We start from the raw sequence: 17,042 nt of genomic DNA on the forward strand, positions 1-17,042 counted from the left end.
ACCGCCTCCCACGGTCCGGTGTTTGCCGCGCGACAGCGCTATGTCGAAGATGTGGTGGCGCCTCCCGCAGAAGCCGGGGCCGTTCAGCAGGTTCGGTTTCCTGACGCCCGGCCCTATCGGTGCAATATCGCCTGATGGATTTCCTGCAACGGCATGATGCGTTGTGCAGCGTTGAGTTTGATGGCTTCCTTGGGCATGCCGAACACCACGCAGCTCGCTTCGTCCTGAGCGACGGTCGAGCTGCCAGCATCAAGCATTTCCTTGAGGCCGCGTGCGCCGTCGTCGCCCATGCCGGTCATGATGATTCCGGTGGCGTTCTTGCCCGCGAATTTGGCCACTGAACGAAACAGCACATCCACCGAAGGCCGATGCCGGTTGACCAGCGGGCCGTCGATGACCTGGGCGTGATAGTAGGCACCGCTGCGGGTCACCATCATGTGCTTGCCGCCCGGCGCAATGAGCGCCAGTCCGGGCAGAATACGGTCGTTGTTCTTCGCCTCGCGAACCTCTATTTGACACAGATCATTGAGGCGGGCCGCGAAGGATGCGGTGAATTTCTCCGGCATGTGCTGGACGATCACCATGCCGGGACACACCCGAGGCAAGGACGTCAGCACGGCTTCCAGCGCCTGGGTTCCCCCGGTCGATGTACCAATGGCGACAATCCGTTCGGTCGTCTGGGCCATGGCGTGGCCGTTGGCTGCGGGCAGGATGGCATCTGCGGTGAGCTTGCTGGCGGGTACCAGCACCGGAACCACCGCGCGCTTTCCCAGATTCCTGACGTTGGAGTTGGCCGCCGCACGGATCGCTGTCACCAATTCGGCTGCCGACTCAATCAGAAAGTTCTTCAGGCCCGTGGTGGGTTTGGTGATGATTTCCACCGCTCCGGCGGACAATGCCTGCAGCGAGGTCTCTGCGCCTTTCTGCGTCAGCGACGAGCAGATCACCACCGGCGTCGGGCGCTCGCTCATGATCTTCTTGAGAAAGGTGATGCCGTCCATGCGCGGCATCTCCACGTCCAGCACGATAACGTCCGGCCATTCCCGGGCCAGCTTGTCCATTGCGAAAATCGGGTCCGAAGCGGCGCCCATCACATGCATGTCGGGGGTGTCGTTGAGGATCGCCAGCAGTACCTGACGAACCACGGCCGAATCATCGACCAGCAGTACGCTGATTTTTTTGGTTGGCATCTTTATCGATGGTCCCTGTTGATGTGTGCCGGACCCAGACGTTGCCGTTCCACAGGTCGAAGATGATGTTGCGGTAGCCGGTGCTGCCCATGTCCTGCGCCATCAGGTGCAAATGGTGCTGCTCGGCGAGCTCCAGCGCGGCGCGGATGTTGAGGTTGGCAACGTCATGCATATGCAAGCCGTTACGATGGCAGGGAAACATCTCGCCGCCGCCGAACAGTTTCACCTGATAGTCCTCTGGCCGAGTGCCGTTGATGTGGGCGTGACGGATGAGCAGTTCGAGGGCTTCATCGGCGTACTTGCCGTCCAGGGGCTGGCCTCTGCGGATGCGTCCCGGAAGCATGAAGTGGCACATGCCGCCGATATGCCGTAACGGATGCCAGAAGGTAATGGCCACGCAGGACCCGAGCAGGGTGCGAAGGCGGGTAGGGCGGGTCGCAAAGCTCACCTCACCAGGAGCCAGCACTACTTCGGCCGCGCCGACAGGCTTTTTCATGGTTTGCGGTAAATCGAGGGGGCGACCAGCTTCAACGTGTCGTTTACACCGTTGAGGCTTTCCGAGTGACTGATGATGAAGAAACCGCCCGGCTTGAGACGTGGCAGCAGGCGCGCGACCACTTTGCTTTTGGTTTCCTGATCGAAATAGATCATCACGTTGCGCAGGAATATCACGTCGAATTCGCCCAGATCGGGCAAGGTTTCATTGAGGTTCACCTGAACGAAATTGACCCTGTTGCGCAGCGACTTCTCGATCAGAAAGGTGCCTTCCTGACGGCCTGTGCCCTTCAGGCAATACTTGACCAGCAACGGCTGAGGAAGGGTGCCTGCGCGCTCCATGGGGTAATGGCCGGTGCGTGCCTTGGCCAGCACCTGGGTGCTGATGTCCGAGNGACGAACTGGCGGCGCTCCACAGCCTGAACGTCTTGCCCGGCGTCGCCATGGGCAACACGTTCTGGCGTAGAAAATCGAAGTGCTTGGGCTCGCGGAAGAAGTACGTCTCGTTGGTGGTCAGCAGGTCCAGCGCGACCTGCAGTTCACCGTGGCGCTGGTCCGTCATGATCAGCTTGAAGTAGTCGCCATAGCTTTTCAGTTCATAGTGCTTGAGGCGCTTGAACAGGCGGCCGGCTACCAGCGCCTTCTTGGCCGGCGACAGATTGATACCCGCTGCGCGATACAGCCAGGATTGGAACTGGCCGAATTCGCGGTCGTTGAGTGCGGCTGTGTCAGGCATATGCGGATCTCAGTGCGCGTCGAAATCGAGAGCGGGTGTCTGACCGGCTTCGGCCAGGCTCGACATCTCGTCGATGGACAGCACGCGCTCGACCTCAAGTACGATGACGAACTTGCCCTCGACCTTGGCCATGCCGCTGATGAAGTCGGCACGAATGCGTGCGCCGAAATTCGGCGGCGGCTCGATCTGCGAGGCGGGAATTTCCAGCACCGCCGAGACCGTATCGACCAGCAGACCGATGTCCTGCGGCTGACCGTCTTCGGTGCTGGCTTCAATGATGATCACGCAGCTGCGTCGCGTGGTTTCCGAGTTTTGCCGGCCGAACCGCGCCGACAGATCGACCACCGGCACGACGGCGCCGCGCAGGTTGATCACGCCGCGCACGAACGACGGCATCATCGGCACCACGGTCAGGCTGCCGTACTCGATGATTTCCTTGATGCCCAGAATGCCGATGGCGAACATCTCGCCACCGAGCATGAACGTCAGGTACTGCGCCTCTTCTTCCACTGCGGCTGCGGTCTGGTGTGTCTTGGCCAGTGCGCCCATGTCGTTCTCCCTGTGTGACCTGTATCCGGTCTGCGATCAGAAACGGGTGAATTCCGATTCATCCGGCGCGCTGGCCATGTTGTAGGCAAACGCCTTTTTAGGGGCGGGCTTGACCGGTCGCGATGGCTGGCGAGGCGGGGCGCTGCCGGAGGTGTCGACGCTTAAGTCGTTCACGGCCGTTCTGGATGCCGAACTCAGGACGAAGAAACTCATGGCCTGCTGCAACTGTTCTGCCTGGCTGCTCATCTCTTCAGCGGTCGCCGCCAGCTCTTCGCTGCTCGACGCGTTCTGCTGCGTTACCTGATTGAGCTGAGTCATGGCGGTGTTGATCTGTGCCACGCCCGCGGCCTGTTCCTCGGACGCTGCGCTGATCTCCTGCACCAGATCCGAGGTCTTGTTGATCGACGGCACCATCTCGTCCAGCAACTTGCCGGCCTTCTCGGCCATGTCCACGCTGCTCGAAGACAGCTCGCCGATTTCCTGAGCCGCCACCTGGCTGCGCTCAGCCAGCTTGCGCACTTCGGCGGCAACCACGGCAAAGCCCTTGCCGTGCTCGCCCGCACGGGCGGCTTCGATGGCGGCGTTGAGGGCCAGCAGGTTGGTCTGGTAGGCGATGTCATCGATGATGCTGATGCGCTGGGCGATTTTCTTCATCGCCACCACGGTCTGTTGCACCGAGTCGCCACCTTCTGTGGCTTCCTTGGCGGCCTTGCTGGCCATGCCGTCGGTGACCTTGGCGTTCTCGGTGTTCTGGTTGATGCTGGCGCTCATCTGTTCGACCGAAGCGCTGGTCTCTTCAACGCTGGCGGCCTGCTCGCTGGTCGCCTGGCTCATGGACTGAGCTGTAGCGCTGACCTCTTCAGAGGCGCTGGCAAGATTGTCGGCCGCGTTGCGCACTTCACCGATGATGTGCGACAGCTTGCCGACCATGTTGCGCATGGCGTTGAGCACCATACCGGTTTCGTCTTTCGAGCCTTCCGCTATCTGCGCGCTCAGGTTGCCTTCAGCCAATTGCTCGGCGGCGATGGCAGCGTCCTTGAGCGGGCGGGAAATGATCCGAGCTATGAACAGCGCCAGACCCAGTCCGATCAACAGCGCAGCGACCAGCACCGCAATGATCGAGATACGCGCATTTTCATACAGGGCCGCGCCTTTCTCGCTGGCCGTGGTTGCGCCTGCATCGTTGAGCTCGACCATTTTCTGCAACTGGTTGGTCGCTTCATCGAAGTGCAGCTTGGACTCGCCCTTCAACAGCGTGCGCGCCTGATTCTCAAGACCCTGCCGAGACAGGTCGAACAGCTCTTTGCTAACCACCAGGTACGCTGACCATGCAGTGGTCACGCTGTTGAACAACTGGCGATCCGTGTCGTTGGACAACAGGTGTTCATAGGTGGCCAGGCGGGTTTCGAATTGCTTGCGCGCCTCGACAGCCTCCTGTTCCATCTGGGTCTTTTCCTGCGCCGTATCGGCCGCGATGTGCCGGTTTTCCTTCAGGCGATAGCTGGCCGCGTAAAAGCGCATGCCCGAGGCAGCACGCATGGAGGGCATCCAGTTTTCCTTCATGTCCTGAGCAGTCTGGTTGACCTGCCCGAGCTGAATGATGGCGAACACGCCCATGGCCGCCGTCAGCGCCAGCACGACCAGAAAGGAGGTGATCAACTTGGTGGATATCTTCAGATCGTAAAACCATTTCATCGGGGTTACCTCCATGGAAATGCAGGCGCGTCAGCGGGCCGCAGCCGACAGCGAATAAGGGGTTTGGGTCGAGCGGGCTTCCAGCTGGACGATCTGGTTGAGCAGCGCCGGTATGTCGAGAATCAGTGCCACCGCGCCGCTGCCCAGAATGGTCGAGCCGCTGATGCCACGCAGGCCGCCGAACAGTTTGCCGAGCGGCTTGATCACGGTCTGGAACTCGCCGAGCAGGTCGTCCACCACCAGCCCGGCCTTGTGCTCCGCATAACGCACGACCACCACGTTCTGGCGCCGCGCGACGGGACCTTCATGGTTGAAGTGGTCACGCAGGTACACCAGCGGCAGCACCTCGCCGCGCAGGTCCAGATAGCCGTTGTCGCGGCTGGACTGACGGTCCTGTTCGTCGAGTTCGATGCACTCCTGAACCATGTCCAGGGGAATGACATAGGTCGATTGATCGATGCCGACCAGAAAGCCGTTGATGATCGCCAGCGTCAGCGGCAGACGAATGCGCACGATGGTGCCCTGGCCGGGCTGGCTGTCCAGGTCCACGGTGCCGCGCAGCAGGGTGATGTTGCGCTTGACCACGTCCATGCCAACGCCGCGCCCCGACAGATTGGTGACCGCCTCGGCCGTGGAAAAACCGGGCTCGAAAATCAGGTTGTAGATTTCCTGATCGGTCAGCACCGCGCCGCTCGCGACCAGGCCGCGCTCCTGCGCCTTTTCCAGAATGCGCTCGCGGTTCAGGCCTGCGCCGTCATCGGCAATTTCGATCACGATGCTGCCTGAGTCATGGTAGGCATTGAGGCTCAAATGACCTTTTGCCGACTTGCCTGAAGCACGGCGCGCTTCAGCGCTTTCAATGCCGTGGTCCATGGCGTTGCGCAGCAGATGCATCAACGGGTCGCCGATTTTCTCGACCACGGTTTTGTCCAGCTCGGTCTCTGCACCACTGATAATCAGGTCGATGTCTTTGCCCAGTTCCTGACTGACATCGCGCACCACGCGGCGGAAGCGGTTAAAGGTATCGCCGATGGGGATCATGCGCAGGTGCAGGGCGCCGTCGAGTATTTCCTCGACCAGTCCCGATACCGTCGAGCTGGCTTCCTGAAGCGGCGCATTGTTGCAGGAGCGGGCCAGCAGATTGGCCCCGGCACTGGCGATCACCAGTTCGCCGACCAGATTGATCAGCTCATCGAGCTTGTCGGCGTTGACCCGCACATAGCGGCCGTCCTTGTTCTTCTGTTCGTTCGCAGACGATGCCCGCTCTGTGGAAACCTGGGCGGGGCCTCGCGGCACGGCGCGCTGATCGCCCAGCAACTCGCCACTGTGGATGACCGGGCTGGTGTCGTCCTGCGACACCAGGTCAGTGCCTGTGGATTCCGCCGTTTCATCCAGGGCAGTGATCTCTACGGCGCAGTCTTCGCGCACGAAATCGAACACTTCATTGATTGCCGCATATCCGGCTGCCGAGCGGAAATCGATCTCGAAACCCAGATGGCAGGATTCGGGGTCCCACTCCTCAACGGTCGGAATGCTGTCGGTCACGGTGGTGACCTGGACCATCTGGCCCAGCGTATTGAGGTAACGCAGGAACGACAGCGGGTCCATGCCGTTGCGAAACACGTCCACGCCGAAACGCAGGGAAATGTGCCACAGCCTTTCTGCCTGAATATCGCTGACAGTTTCCGTCTGCACAGGCTGTGCAGCCGCTTGCGCAGGTGCCTGATACGCCTGCAAGGCCTGACGCAACGCGGCTTCACGCTCCAGCGCCGCGGCCTGAAGCTGCTCGCCACGGCTGGCCACCACCTCGATCAGCTCAAGCATGTGGTCGCCGGACTTGAGCAGCACCGCGATCAACTCCGCATCCACCGACACGCTGCCTTCACGCAACCGGTCGAGCACGTCTTCGACAATATGGGTAAAGCTGACAATCGGAGTCAGGCCAAACAACCCAGCAGAGCCCTTTATGGTGTGGGCCGCACGGAATACCGCGCCGATGGCATCCTGATCGCCCGGCTCGCTTTCCAGTTGCAGGAGGGATTCCTCCATGGCCAGCAACAGCTCACGCGCCTCGACGATGAACGTCTGCTGTGCCTGATCAAGATTAATGCTCACGTGAACTTCCTTTTCGATCACTGAACCACACTGCAACGGGCGCTAAGCGAAGGCGCCCGGATGACACAGTTCGAATGTTTCCACGACCGCCTTGCTCTGCCCGGTCAGGCTGAGTGCGGTGCCGGTTTTGCCAGCCTCGCGCTCAATGACCGCCAGCAGTTGAAACCCTGCGCCGTCCATTTCGGTCACCTGCGACAGGTCAATCTGCATGCGTGGCGCACTACCCATCTGCGGCAGTAGTCCGGCAGCGAGTTCGGTCACGGTATAAATCGTCAGTTCGCCATCGATGCTGACACGCAGGGTGTCAGCAGTGGTTTCGCTCAACATCGGCATGCTGGCCTCCGTGGCCCGGACATTCAGGGCAGAATGAGCTTGGAGACCGCTGCCAGCATCTGTGCAGGCTGGAACGGCTTGACCACCCAGGCCTTGGCACCAGCGGCCTGGCCCTCGGCCTTCTTGGATTCCTGCGACTCGGTGGTCAGCATGATGATCGGCGTGAACTTGTAACTGGCCAACTTCTTCACTTCCTTGACGAACGTGATGCCGTCCATGTTCGGCATGTTCACGTCGCTGATGATCAGGTGCACCTTCTGCCCGCTGAGCTTGCCCAGTGCATCCTTGCCGTCGCAGGCCTCGATCACATCGTATCCAGCACTTTTCAGCGCAATGCCGACGACCTGCCGAACGCTGCTCGAGTCGTCGACCACCAATACACTCTTAGCCATGATTCGCTCCTAGAAGAACGTGATTTCCTGAGAATTCTGTTGCGCTGCCGATTCGCCGCGGTGCGTGCGGCGCTGTTCGTCAGTGGCGTAAGTCGACTCCATGCGCGCCAGCCACTCGCGGGCATTGATCGCGACGGCCTCGTCCGGAGACTGGCTGGACTGCTGCAAATGGGTGTGCAGCGAGTCGATGTTGTCGCGCACATGGGTGAGGATCTGACTGACCCGGTCCTGGAACTGCAGGCTGACCAGCACCTCGGTCATCTCGTCGCGAATACCGTAGCTTTCCTGCTTCAGCAGGTCGGCGGATTCGGCCAGGCGTCCGGTAATGCTCTGGAAACGCTGCAGCACATGCTGAATGCTCTGTTCGGACTCGGCCACCGAATGGCTGTCCTGATCCGCGCCGCTGGAGGCAGCCTGAACCAGTTGGGTAATGGCATTGTTGATGATGTCGACCTTGGCCGACATCTGCTGACCGGTCTCGCTGGACTTGCTCGACAGGCTGCGCACCGCATCGGCCACCACCGCAAAGCCTCGCCCGGCTTCACCGGCACGCGCTGCTTCGATGGCCGCATTGAGGGCCAACAGGTTGGTCTGCGCCGCGATGGCGGCAACGTCGGCCGCCATGGTACGCAGCTCGCCGGTATAGGCCGTGAGGCTGCGCACCTGAGTCAGCGTCTCGTCGCGGCTGGCTTGCGTGGCTTTCAATGAATCGATGACCTGGCTCAGCTCGCTGTCGCTCTGCGCCAGCACCTTGAGTGCGCCGTCGGCATTTTGCCCGTCCAGCTCACCCGCGGCCTGCTGCGACGCCTGAACAGTCTCCTGCAGCCGCTCGGAAATGCCGGTGAACCGACTGGTCAGCTCGACAATGGCGGTCTCGGTCTGCTGACGCGAGCTTTCGACCTGCTTGGCCCAGATCGGCATCGCACCCAGCAACACTTCATTGAGCTGCGCCCGAGAAGCCTTCGCGCCGATTGCAGCGTCATTGGCCTGACGCTGTGTGAGCGCATCCGCCGTCAGACGCACGGCCTGTTCACGTTGCGAACGCGCGCTCCACACCCCGGTACTCACGCCGAGAACGGCCAGTACGGCGCATGCAGCAAGATTGGCAGAGGAGGTGCCCGACTGAGTCAGAATCCAGGCAATGGCCGGGATGACCGGGACCAGCGGAAACCAGAGGAAGCGGGGATGACTTTGACCTGGAGTACTACCGTACTGACTCGACGTCATGGGTTCGATCCTTGAACATTGCAGCGGATGAAAGCAACTTAGGGGTTATCTGCCTCGATCATGGCAACTTTAGACCGTACGGACGCCATCCGTCCGGTTGATGACAGTTGGGTGACGACGTGCATGAAATACCTGTGTACTAGGTTTAGTCGTGATTCTGGAAATAGCGAGGGGAGGGGGATTTTGCACAGCGTCGTGGCTAACGTCGGGTTGTAGGAGGCCCTCCTCGACGCAGCGGCGTGGAGCAGAAAAGACGCCTATATGTCTTTGATACAGCGCGCGCTCGCAGTAAAAAAATCAGGCGCGTTGTTCGCGATGGCGCTGCCATTCCTCCCAGCAGTTCTCCGCAACGATATCCGGATAGCCCCGCTCCTGTTCCATACTGAGCGCGACACTGAACCGAACCGCCATGCACGTCGCCTTGTCCCGGATGCCGATAACTTCCTCCTCCGTGAGTGGCGAGCCTTTTTCGTTTTCTACGGCTGTAAGAATGGCTACCAACGCAGGTATGAAAACAAGGCAAATCGGATCGGTTTCCATGGGTATCTCCAAGGTTTTTCGCACCCTAGCAGAGTGGCAGAGCGGTCCTGACGCTTGCTCACAGTCAGGCAATGTGTGTGTTACATGCTAATCCGCAAACGCCGCCTCGATAAACGCCTCCAGCGTCTTCTCCTCCAGAATCTCCATCGAGAAATGCCCGAACCGCTTGGGCAGCCAGATAATCCTTCCCCCGGATGGCGTTTGCAGGTTCGAACGCGCCAGCGGCTTGCCGTTCTCGTCTTCCGGCTGCACACCGGCTGCGATCAGTTCGTCGTAAACCTTCTCGATATCTGGCGTCGAATAACAATGCCGATAAATCATGCCCTCGCCTGACGTATCCAGCAGCTCCTTCAGATTCCCCGCCAACGGCTGGACCAGCATGAAACGCTCCGTGCCGATCATCGCGATGGCATAACGCACATGCAGACCGCCGCGTTCCCAGACCAGGGTCTTGGATATTTTGGCTTGCAGGACGCGCGCGTAATAAGCGCAGGCTTCTTCGAGGTCGGTGACGAGGACGTCGATGTGGCTGAATTTCAGGTCCATTGAACGTGTTCCTGCTGGCGCGGTGAATGACAAAGTGCCTGCAATCTCGCACGCCTGAGGTGCGCTGTCATATTCTCCCGCTGCGAGTCAGGTGCAGATGAAGAACCAGAGGATTGACTTATGACCGAGTGGGACATCTTTGAGACCGGGCACTGGCGTGTCAGCCATCGACGTGATGCGCGATACAACGGCTATTTGATGGTTGCGTCCGTTGCGTCGGCGTCTGACCTGACAGACCTTGGCGACGAGGCGCTGGCTGAGCTGGGAGGTGTTTTGCGCAGGACCGAACAGCTTCTGATGCGGGTGTATGAACCCTGGAAAGTGATCGTCTACAAACTGGGTTTCTCGGCAGGCTTCAATCTGCATTTTCATGTGGTGCCAGTAACCAAGGCATTGCTCGCAGAGATAGCAGCGCATCCTGAGTATGCCGCTGAGCCGGATGGAAACGACGTGATACTTTTTGTGAGTCGTGAGTATTGCGAGCGGATGTTGAGTGCGGAGGAGAGGGTGAATCAGGTTGGCGAGGTAGACAGGCTGAAGGGAATGCTGGACTGATCGTGGCGCATTAAGCGCGCGGTGGCATCGCTTTAGTCAGGCTTGATATTGAGGTGCAAGCAGGAGGGCAAAATGCCCTCCTGCGACGATCTGTCAGCGTGCAGTCAAGGCTGCGTAGCTGTTCATCAGATTGCGGTAGTTCGGAATACGCTGGGACAGCAGATTGCCTAAACCTTCAATATCGTTGCGCCAGTCGCGCTGCAGCTCACACGCCACCGAGAACCAGTTCATCATCTGCGCGCCTGCTTGCGTCATGCGGTTCCAGGCGGCCTGCTGCACAGCTGTATTGAACGTGCCGGACGAGTCAGTCACCACGAACACGTCAAACCCTTCAGCCAGCGCCGACAAGGTCGGGAACGCTACACAGACATCCGTCACCACACCGGCAATGATCAATTGCTTACGACCGGTGGCCTTGATCGCTTTGACGAAGTCTTCGTTATCCCAGGCGTTGATCTGGCCAGGGCGAGCGATGTAGGGCGCGTCCGGGAACATCTCCTTGAGTTCCGGTACCAGCGGGCCATTCGGGCCTTGTTCGAAGCTGGTGGTCAGAATGGTCGGCAGTTCGAAGAACTTCGCCACGTCGGCCAATGCCAAAACGTTGTTCTTGAACTCATTCGGCGTGAAGTCCTGTACCAGCGAAATCAGACCTGTCTGGTGGTCGACCAGCAGAACGATGGCGTCGTCTTTGTTCAGGCGGTTGTAAGTGGCGTTAGTCATGATGGAATCCTTTTTCGAAGTGGTGAGTGGCTGTCGTTTCAACGTGTTGCTAGATTAATGTCCATCTGAGCGTTGAAAAAGCGCTTGAAAAAGGTTTGTCTGTCAACCTGAAGGAGACAGTCTGGGCGGTGAGATGTGTGTGCGCTATAGACGCTGACGTCCAACTGGGCGCAGGGACTCAATCGCCGTCAACTTCCCTCGACGTTTGCCGGTGTGATCAGTGGCGTGCTCGGGGCGGGGTTGGAGTTGCGACAGGCAGTGCAGTGTGATTTTTGTCATGTGATACCTCCTTGGATAATTGAAGATGCGGGGTTTGGGCGTTTTTCGGGCGAGCCAATCCCGTTGGCGCTGGTGCAGCGTTTTTTGTTTGATGTGTTTTTTGGGGCTGAGTTATCGGCTGCTTTCAGGTAACAAAGTCAGCCCGCTCACCTGCGGTTACGCAGACCGAACCGGTCAAGAGCGGCGTTCTGATAATCTCTCCAGCTGTGATGGCAAATATGGATCCTATATAGGTTCCAAATGGTGTGCCCCATATAGGATCCTGTTAAGAGGGTGAATCGTGGACCTGGCTATTAAATTGAAAGCAATCCGGCGCACGGAAGGGGTAACCCAGTCCGAGTTTTGCGACCGGGTGGGCATCAGCCTCAGCACGTATAAAAAATACGAGGCCTCGATGTTTGAGATGGGCTACGGGGCGCTGTGCAAGGTGAGCAATCACCCGGATTTCAAGAAGTACACTCTGTGGTTGATGACGGGTGAAACCGCTCCTGATTGTGGTCAGGTTGGTGCGGAGTAGGGCTGAGGACTGGGCCATCTGTTGATTGATGAGTGCGCCGTTAATCGCCGTGCCTGGGAGGCTCCACCGCGTCTTCGACCAAACGCTCAACCGTGGGAGGCGGCCTGCCGGCGATGCAGTCGACGCAGTGTGTCAGGAGCACCGCATGTTAGTTTCTCGTCGTATTGCCGCTCCAGACCTCGTACTGAAAACGGCTTTTTGACTGGGCTGTTTTGAAGGTCGCTTGCCTGAACGATTTAGCGCTCCCCGAGTTTTGTGGTTTTCAACAGGGAAGATAAAAAGTGGATCTGCCAGCAAAAATGAAAGCCATCCGTAAGCAGGAAGGCCTGACCCAGACCGAGTTCTGCGAGGTCGTGGGGATCAGTATCAGCAGTTGGAAGAAATACGAGGCGGGGATCACCGAGATGGGGCTGCAGCCTTTTCTGAAGGTGGCTAACCATGAGCGGTTCAGGAAGTATGCGCTTTGGTTGACTTCGGGGGAGGTGGTGGCTGAGTGCGGGCAGGTGAGTCCAATTTAGTCATGTGTGGAGCGGGGTAGAGTCACACCGTCCTATAGAGGTGTCCGGGATCATTGGGCCAGTTCACCTCTTTATAAATTTCAGCGCTTCTTTGCTAGTAATTCAGAGCGGCCAATCACGTCACGACTGCGTTCTGATTTGCTCGGCCCTGATAAGCCGGCTTCTTCGATGAAAGTATCCAGACCGCGAAAATGCGGGGCAGCCTTGGGGCTGCGCAATGTCTCCATCCCTTCATTCCAAGCGTGCACCATATGTTTGGCTACATCGCGCCAAGCTGGCTCATTCTTTGACGCTTCGATCACTTCCTTACCGACGGCTATAGCCGACTCACAGAGCTGTTCGACCATTGCAGCGTACTGGCGCGGTGAAATGCCTAAGACAGCTTTGAAGAACGTTTCTACCGAGCGACCTGGTGTCCAGGTTTTCCTGCCGCCTATGGAAAGACCGGGAGGGTTGCTGGCGAAGCGTGGGTAGGCCTGAGTGGTCACTAGATCATAGACCGGGGTAAAAACCACGTCCGCACGTGAGGTGTAAAGCAGTGCGATGTTCTTCGCGTGACAGTCTGAATTACGCACGACGTAGTTGGTAAGCAGTTGCCAGCCCAGATGCTCGCGTTGTGTTTGCAGACGGTCAGCAGGAATATAGGGGCGTGTAGCATTCCATAGTCGCTCGGTGGTGGGGGCGTACTTCTCATGGGGTGGTAAACCCAGCAACCCACAGGCATCTTCGACTCCACCGCTTGGGATGCCGCGGTCGTCCACATCGAAGCGATCCACTACCAATACTTTGCCGTCCTCTGACATACGACAGGCTGCGACCGGCACGACATTAAGCCTGGCCAGTACGCGCATGGTATAGAACTCGTTAAAACCCAGAAAAGGAGTTGTGTCGTCGGAGCCTTTGATGATGTGAAGGCCGGTACGCAGAGTCGGTTTGCCTAGCGGCTCCTGAGTTCCGGCGGTGTCGGCGGCAATGAATTTCGGCACGACCCCTGATATGGCTACTCGAGCATATTGCCGTACCAATGTGGCGAACCGTTCGCTAGTGTTCTCCGTTTTGAGCAAGCGTTCTATCTCCAAGGGGGCCATCTCGACTCCAGGCCGCACGCCCTCAGGAGTGATCGAGACTCTACCGATACCGGTGCCTCCCACTACGGCCAGCAGTGACAAATCAGTGCCGTCGAGCAAAGGGCCGAATTCTTCGCGGATAACACTGAGCAAATAACCCTCGGGAAGATTTTGCCGAAAAAACGGGAACAGGTCGCGGGGCCAGCGCCATGCTTCTTCACGAACAGGCATCGTCAGGCTCACAAAGTCTTCAGGTGCTGTGTCTGGAAGGTATTTCAGTATGTATTCATCGCGCTCCCGGTAGAGCTTGGCTACCAACCTTGCGCTGACGTGGACGTCCAGCATCATGCTCAAGCGCTCCCTGATCGCTGCTCGTTGAGGATGTCTTCAACTGTGCGTTGGTGTCCGGTCTTAACCAGTTTCAGATCATAGCCCGCAGCTTCCAACAGCCGAACCAGCGCCGAAACGCTCATGTCGCCTTTAGCCAGCGTTTCCATGCGTGCCACGGTGGAGCGCGAGACACCGGCACGGCTGGCCAGCGTCTCTTGGCTCAGCTTCGCGTCACCGCGCGCGTGTTTGAGCATCTCGGAAATATCGTATAGAGAGGTCACTTGTGGCCCTTGAGCGTCAGAAACAGATGTAATATCGAAAAATGTAGCTTATGGGCTACATTGGCGCAATGGTTTACCCGATTAATGTGGCCCAATAGCTACAAATAAGTATTTTTTTGATAGCTGGTGGCTCGCGGGCTACAGGCTGGCTTGCATCGCCCTTCAATACTTCATCACTACCAATGCAGTGGAAATAGTTAAGTGAACGGGTTTGGCCGTCTCTATTACAGAGATGAAAAAGCCAGGTAATGTCGACTTTGGATAGGGTGGGGCGCAATCTGATTGAGGGCGAGCACCATTTGGTAGGCCCTCGGTTTCGTGATTCATATGCGTTGTCAGGGGTATTCAGCAAGCTGACAGCGAGTAGTGGGTCATCTCTGCAATAGTCCATAGAACTGTAATTATTATGCACCACCCAGAAACGCGAAAGCCGCGCAATGCGCGGCTTTGAGTATGGTGGGCCCACACGGACTCGAACCGTGGACCAAAGGATTATGAGTTGCCAAGCTAATAGGTATATTCAATGAAATCTACACAAGCTAGAAGTAAGTAACACAAGTGCAAACTACCGTGAAATAGTAGTTTGGCGAAGTTTGCTGAAACACCATGAACGTTGGCTGTGTACCGCAATTGTACCTTAATCGAAGCTGAACTACATCCAGATATGGTAGATGCTGTGAATATCCGTTGACATTTAGGTCAGGTATTTGGCATTATCATCGGGTTTTGGCTCAAATTTGGTGCAGCATTCAGTGACGACATCTGCTTCACAAATGGACCTGCTTTCAAGCTTGGGTATCGCCGACGACGAATCGGTAGTCGCGCGTCATGATGAAGAGATGAAGGCGCTTCTTGGTGAGCAGATTCACGACGCTTGGGCCTTATGCCAACAATCCAGTGAAGCAGGCGATAAGGATGTTATCCGATCATTGCATTTGGCCGCCAAGCAGTGGGACCGCTCTGTGGACTACGTTGCTCTTAAGCTTCAGCTGACTAAGCTATCCAGTTATTTTCCTCATGGCAGTAAAATTGATCCATCTAAAATTAGAACCGAACTTGTACTTGTAAAAGAACGATCTTTGGAAGAAAAGCTCTTCAAAATTGTACGGGGGTATTGGTCAATGCCATATTCTCGTGGCTATGGAAGAAGAATACGGTTCGTTTTAATGGATACTTATCATGACGCAGTAGTGGGGATAATAGGACTGCAGTCTCCATCTGCGGATCTCGCTTGCCGAGATGAGTACTTGGGTGCACCTAAAGCTAAAAAATTAGAATTTATAAATAACACTTTAGATGCCTATACTATTGGCGCTACGCCGGCTTATTCTGCGTTGCTTGGCGGGAAGCTAGTAGCGGGGCACTTACATTCCGAAAAAATAAGACAAGCCTATTGGTCTCTTTACGGTAACAAACTAAGTACCCAGCTAGGCAGGCGAGCTCCGCAACCGCTTTTGGCAATCACGACTGCAAGTGCATTTGGCCGTAGCTCAATTTATAATCGACTAAAATACTCTGATCGACCTCTCGCAACCTCTCTGGGGTATACAAAAGGATATGGTACGATTCATCTTGAACAGCTCTATCCGAAGATGGTGGAGTGGTTGAAAAGTACCGGTCGTCATGTTCCTGCAGGGTTTGGAAACGGCCCAAAAGTTCGCTGGCAAAATATTATGCGTGCTTTGAATGATTTGGGCATGTCAAGAAACTATCTTTCACATGGAATAAAGAGAGAAGTATTTATTTTTGAGCTGGTACACAACCTACTTGCGGTTTGCAGAGATGATGCACTTCCAGATACTGCTAAGTTTGATGATCAGTTGTGGGTCGAGTACTGGCAATCTCGTTGGTGTCTCCCGCGCTCAATCCGGGATGAGCGCTGGAAGTCAGTCGATACTGAAAGTTTGATTCTCACAGCGCTCGGGTAGGGCTATTTTTTTATTATGCCTAAAGTCAAGCCGAAAAATGTCAGAATAAAAATCACAGCTGGTATTAACGCGTCTTGGCCTTTTAATTCACCTTGTGTCGTAAATTTATAGACCGAGAGCGCAGCTGCTCCTGCGATAAGGGCAGAAGCAAGGACTGGCCTGATCCCGCCTACGCGTAAGGGGAAGTCGTACCTGGCAAGTGTTATCTCAATGCGTTTAGAAGCAGGTATGAGGCTTTCACTGACAGAGGTAGGGTCGGATTTCTCGTATTGGAAGATATTCGTGCGAATGGAAAGATGTCCATCAGCGTTACTAAAAAGTGGTGTTGTAGTGAGTCCCAAAGTCTTTACGTCCCTACTTGAATCGACTCTAACCCTCCGAGAACTTATAAAACTGGCTGCGGGGTGTGACAAGTCGACTACGATTTCACCCAGTGGATTTCTTATGGCGTTTGTCGTGGGGCGAGCAATCGTATGGAACTCCATGTCAAATTTGTCACCCATTTTAATGAACAACTGACCAAGCTTCTTTAGTTTCTTTGTTACTGTGTCACTTGGTTTTCTTATATGATATAAAAATGGGACAAGACTATCCGTATGTTTATCGCTTGTTGGGTTGTCTATCTCGAAAAAAGCTGCTGCCACCCTTTCCCAGCCCTTGACTGTGCTGTTTGCAGACAGGCCTTTCGGGGATGTAGATAGCGGCTGTAAATACAGTGCGGTGTTGTTTTTTGCGTTTGGCAGATTCTTAGCTATAACACTCAACGAATCCAAAAAGCTTGACCCAGGTGAGGTAGTGAATATGTATTCTTCTAGGGAGATGTCTACAGTGGCAAGATCACCATCGCATCGTGCAGAAACAATTGAGCCCTTTCTTAGGGGTATAATGCTAGGTGCGCCGTGGCTATTCAATCCGCTGACCGCGACTAGAGCTTTGAAGTTGTTTGATAGAGTTCCCGCGTTGAGCATATCCCAGTAGGCTTGATCCACATAAGGCTTCCTGTATCGTAATCTAACATGTGCGCCGATC

General features: G+C 56.6%; 18 protein-coding genes and 1 pseudogene. 4 read left to right on the forward strand and 15 right to left on the reverse strand.

From position 1 onward, the window contains the following. Positions 1–113: 113 nt before the first annotated feature. From AO065_RS25855 to AO065_RS25905, 11 genes and pseudogenes are all read right to left on the reverse strand, one after another. On the reverse strand, positions 114–1,190 hold the full coding sequence (locus AO065_RS25855) for a protein-glutamate methylesterase/protein-glutamine glutaminase (RefSeq protein WP_004880053.1): 1,077 nt from the start codon (positions 1,188–1,190) through the stop codon (positions 114–116). After that, positions 1,153–1,686, reverse strand: a complete 534-nt coding sequence (gene cheD, locus AO065_RS25860; protein WP_004880052.1) for a chemoreceptor glutamine deamidase CheD — start codon at positions 1,684–1,686, stop codon at positions 1,153–1,155. The genes AO065_RS25855 and cheD overlap by 38 nt, the downstream gene beginning before the upstream one ends. After that, positions 1,683–2,421, reverse strand: a pseudogene (locus AO065_RS25865) (CheR family methyltransferase). Before AO065_RS25865 ends, cheD begins: the two are co-directional and overlap by 4 nt. A gap of 9 nt (positions 2,422–2,430) precedes the next feature. Next, a complete protein-coding gene (locus AO065_RS25870) occupies positions 2,431–2,970 on the reverse strand; it encodes a chemotaxis protein CheW (RefSeq protein ID WP_004880047.1) in 540 nt (179 codons plus the stop codon). A gap of 36 nt (positions 2,971–3,006) precedes the next feature. Beyond that, the gene (locus AO065_RS25875) at positions 3,007–4,665 is read right to left on the reverse strand and encodes a methyl-accepting chemotaxis protein (protein ID WP_004880046.1); all 1,659 of its coding nucleotides are present in this window, start codon (positions 4,663–4,665) and stop codon (positions 3,007–3,009) included. Positions 4,666–4,695: 30 nt separating this feature from the next. Then, entirely contained in the window at positions 4,696–6,780 is a 2,085-nt protein-coding gene (locus tag AO065_RS25880) for a chemotaxis protein CheA (RefSeq protein WP_004880044.1), read from the reverse strand. Positions 6,781–6,822: 42 nt separating this feature from the next. Continuing rightward, positions 6,823–7,113, reverse strand: coding sequence for an STAS domain-containing protein (locus tag AO065_RS25885; RefSeq protein WP_004880042.1), 291 nt, complete (start codon positions 7,111–7,113; stop codon positions 6,823–6,825). Between the two features lie 23 nt (positions 7,114–7,136). After that, positions 7,137–7,505 (reverse strand): response regulator, encoded by a 369-nt coding sequence (locus tag AO065_RS25890; RefSeq protein ID WP_004880039.1) that lies wholly within the window; start codon positions 7,503–7,505, stop codon positions 7,137–7,139. A 9-nt stretch (positions 7,506–7,514) separates the two neighbouring features. Next, on the reverse strand, positions 7,515–8,732 hold the full coding sequence (locus AO065_RS25895) for a methyl-accepting chemotaxis protein (RefSeq protein ID WP_004880037.1): 1,218 nt from the start codon (positions 8,730–8,732) through the stop codon (positions 7,515–7,517). A 297-nt stretch (positions 8,733–9,029) separates the two neighbouring features. Then, on the reverse strand, positions 9,030–9,272 hold the full coding sequence (locus AO065_RS25900; protein WP_004880035.1) for a hypothetical protein: 243 nt from the start codon (positions 9,270–9,272) through the stop codon (positions 9,030–9,032). 87 nt (positions 9,273–9,359) lie between these two features. Then, complete coding sequence (locus AO065_RS25905) at positions 9,360–9,818, reverse strand: VOC family protein (protein WP_004880030.1); 459 nt, start codon at positions 9,816–9,818, stop codon at positions 9,360–9,362. Positions 9,819–9,938: 120 nt separating this feature from the next. Between AO065_RS25905 and AO065_RS25910 the strand changes: the two genes are divergently transcribed. After that, complete coding sequence (locus AO065_RS25910) at positions 9,939–10,373, forward strand: HIT family protein (protein WP_004880028.1); 435 nt, start codon at positions 9,939–9,941, stop codon at positions 10,371–10,373. A 93-nt stretch (positions 10,374–10,466) separates the two neighbouring features. Here AO065_RS25910 and ycaC read toward each other — a convergent pair whose 3' ends face one another. Then, a complete protein-coding gene (gene ycaC / locus AO065_RS25915; RefSeq protein WP_054540870.1) occupies positions 10,467–11,093 on the reverse strand; it encodes an isochorismate family cysteine hydrolase YcaC in 627 nt (208 codons plus the stop codon). Between the two features lie 559 nt (positions 11,094–11,652). Between ycaC and AO065_RS25920 the strand changes: the two genes are divergently transcribed. Both AO065_RS25920 and AO065_RS25925 read left to right on the forward strand, forming a co-directional pair. Further along, positions 11,653–11,889: a helix-turn-helix domain-containing protein gene (locus AO065_RS25920; RefSeq protein ID WP_004887760.1), complete on the forward strand. Its 237-nt coding sequence runs from the start codon at positions 11,653–11,655 to the stop codon at positions 11,887–11,889. A 281-nt stretch (positions 11,890–12,170) separates the two neighbouring features. Next, positions 12,171–12,407 (forward strand): helix-turn-helix domain-containing protein, encoded by a 237-nt coding sequence (locus AO065_RS25925; protein ID WP_004887761.1) that lies wholly within the window; start codon positions 12,171–12,173, stop codon positions 12,405–12,407. Positions 12,408–12,487: 80 nt separating this feature from the next. Here AO065_RS25925 and AO065_RS25930 read toward each other — a convergent pair whose 3' ends face one another. Both AO065_RS25930 and AO065_RS25935 read right to left on the reverse strand, forming a co-directional pair. Beyond that, entirely contained in the window at positions 12,488–13,822 is a 1,335-nt protein-coding gene (locus AO065_RS25930; protein WP_004887763.1) for a type II toxin-antitoxin system HipA family toxin, read from the reverse strand. Positions 13,823–13,824: 2 nt separating this feature from the next. Continuing rightward, a complete protein-coding gene (locus tag AO065_RS25935; protein WP_004887765.1) occupies positions 13,825–14,085 on the reverse strand; it encodes a helix-turn-helix domain-containing protein in 261 nt (86 codons plus the stop codon). 707 nt (positions 14,086–14,792) lie between these two features. Between AO065_RS25935 and AO065_RS26895 the strand changes: the two genes are divergently transcribed. Beyond that, a complete protein-coding gene (locus tag AO065_RS26895) occupies positions 14,793–16,013 on the forward strand; it encodes a Druantia anti-phage system protein DruA (protein ID WP_235811630.1) in 1,221 nt (406 codons plus the stop codon). A 2-nt stretch (positions 16,014–16,015) separates the two neighbouring features. On the opposite strand, the gene AO065_RS25940 is transcribed toward AO065_RS26895, so the two are convergent. Next, the gene (locus AO065_RS25940; protein ID WP_004887770.1) at positions 16,016–17,002 is read right to left on the reverse strand and encodes a hypothetical protein; all 987 of its coding nucleotides are present in this window, start codon (positions 17,000–17,002) and stop codon (positions 16,016–16,018) included. Positions 17,003–17,042 lie beyond the last annotated feature (40 nt).

The organism is Pseudomonas viridiflava, assembly GCF_001642795.1.
In the GTDB taxonomy this organism is placed as follows: Bacteria; Pseudomonadota; Gammaproteobacteria; order Pseudomonadales; family Pseudomonadaceae; genus Aquipseudomonas; species Aquipseudomonas viridiflava.

Excerpts from the sequence above, each read along its gene's own strand:
- AO065_RS25855 (WP_004880053.1), bottom strand. The coding sequence starts at position 1,190 with ATGCCAACCAAAAAAATCAGCGTACTGCTGGTCGATGATTCGGCCGTG.
- cheD (WP_004880052.1), bottom strand. The coding sequence starts at position 1,686 with ATGAAAAAGCCTGTCGGCGCGGCCGAAGTAGTGCTGGCTCCTGGTGAG.
- AO065_RS25870 (WP_004880047.1), bottom strand. The coding sequence starts at position 2,970 with ATGGGCGCACTGGCCAAGACACACCAGACCGCAGCCGCAGTGGAAGAA.
- AO065_RS25875 (WP_004880046.1), bottom strand. The coding sequence starts at position 4,665 with ATGAAATGGTTTTACGATCTGAAGATATCCACCAAGTTGATCACCTCC.
- AO065_RS25885 (WP_004880042.1), bottom strand. The coding sequence starts at position 7,113 with ATGCCGATGTTGAGCGAAACCACTGCTGACACCCTGCGTGTCAGCATC.
- AO065_RS25890 (WP_004880039.1), bottom strand. The coding sequence starts at position 7,505 with ATGGCTAAGAGTGTATTGGTGGTCGACGACTCGAGCAGCGTTCGGCAG.
- AO065_RS25895 (WP_004880037.1), bottom strand. The coding sequence starts at position 8,732 with ATGACGTCGAGTCAGTACGGTAGTACTCCAGGTCAAAGTCATCCCCGC.
- AO065_RS25900 (WP_004880035.1), bottom strand. The coding sequence starts at position 9,272 with ATGGAAACCGATCCGATTTGCCTTGTTTTCATACCTGCGTTGGTAGCC.
- AO065_RS25905 (WP_004880030.1), bottom strand. The coding sequence starts at position 9,818 with ATGGACCTGAAATTCAGCCACATCGACGTCCTCGTCACCGACCTCGAA.
- AO065_RS25910 (WP_004880028.1), top strand. The coding sequence starts at position 9,939 with ATGACCGAGTGGGACATCTTTGAGACCGGGCACTGGCGTGTCAGCCAT.
- ycaC (WP_054540870.1), bottom strand. The coding sequence starts at position 11,093 with ATGACTAACGCCACTTACAACCGCCTGAACAAAGACGACGCCATCGTT.
- AO065_RS25930 (WP_004887763.1), bottom strand. The coding sequence starts at position 13,822 with ATGATGCTGGACGTCCACGTCAGCGCAAGGTTGGTAGCCAAGCTCTAC.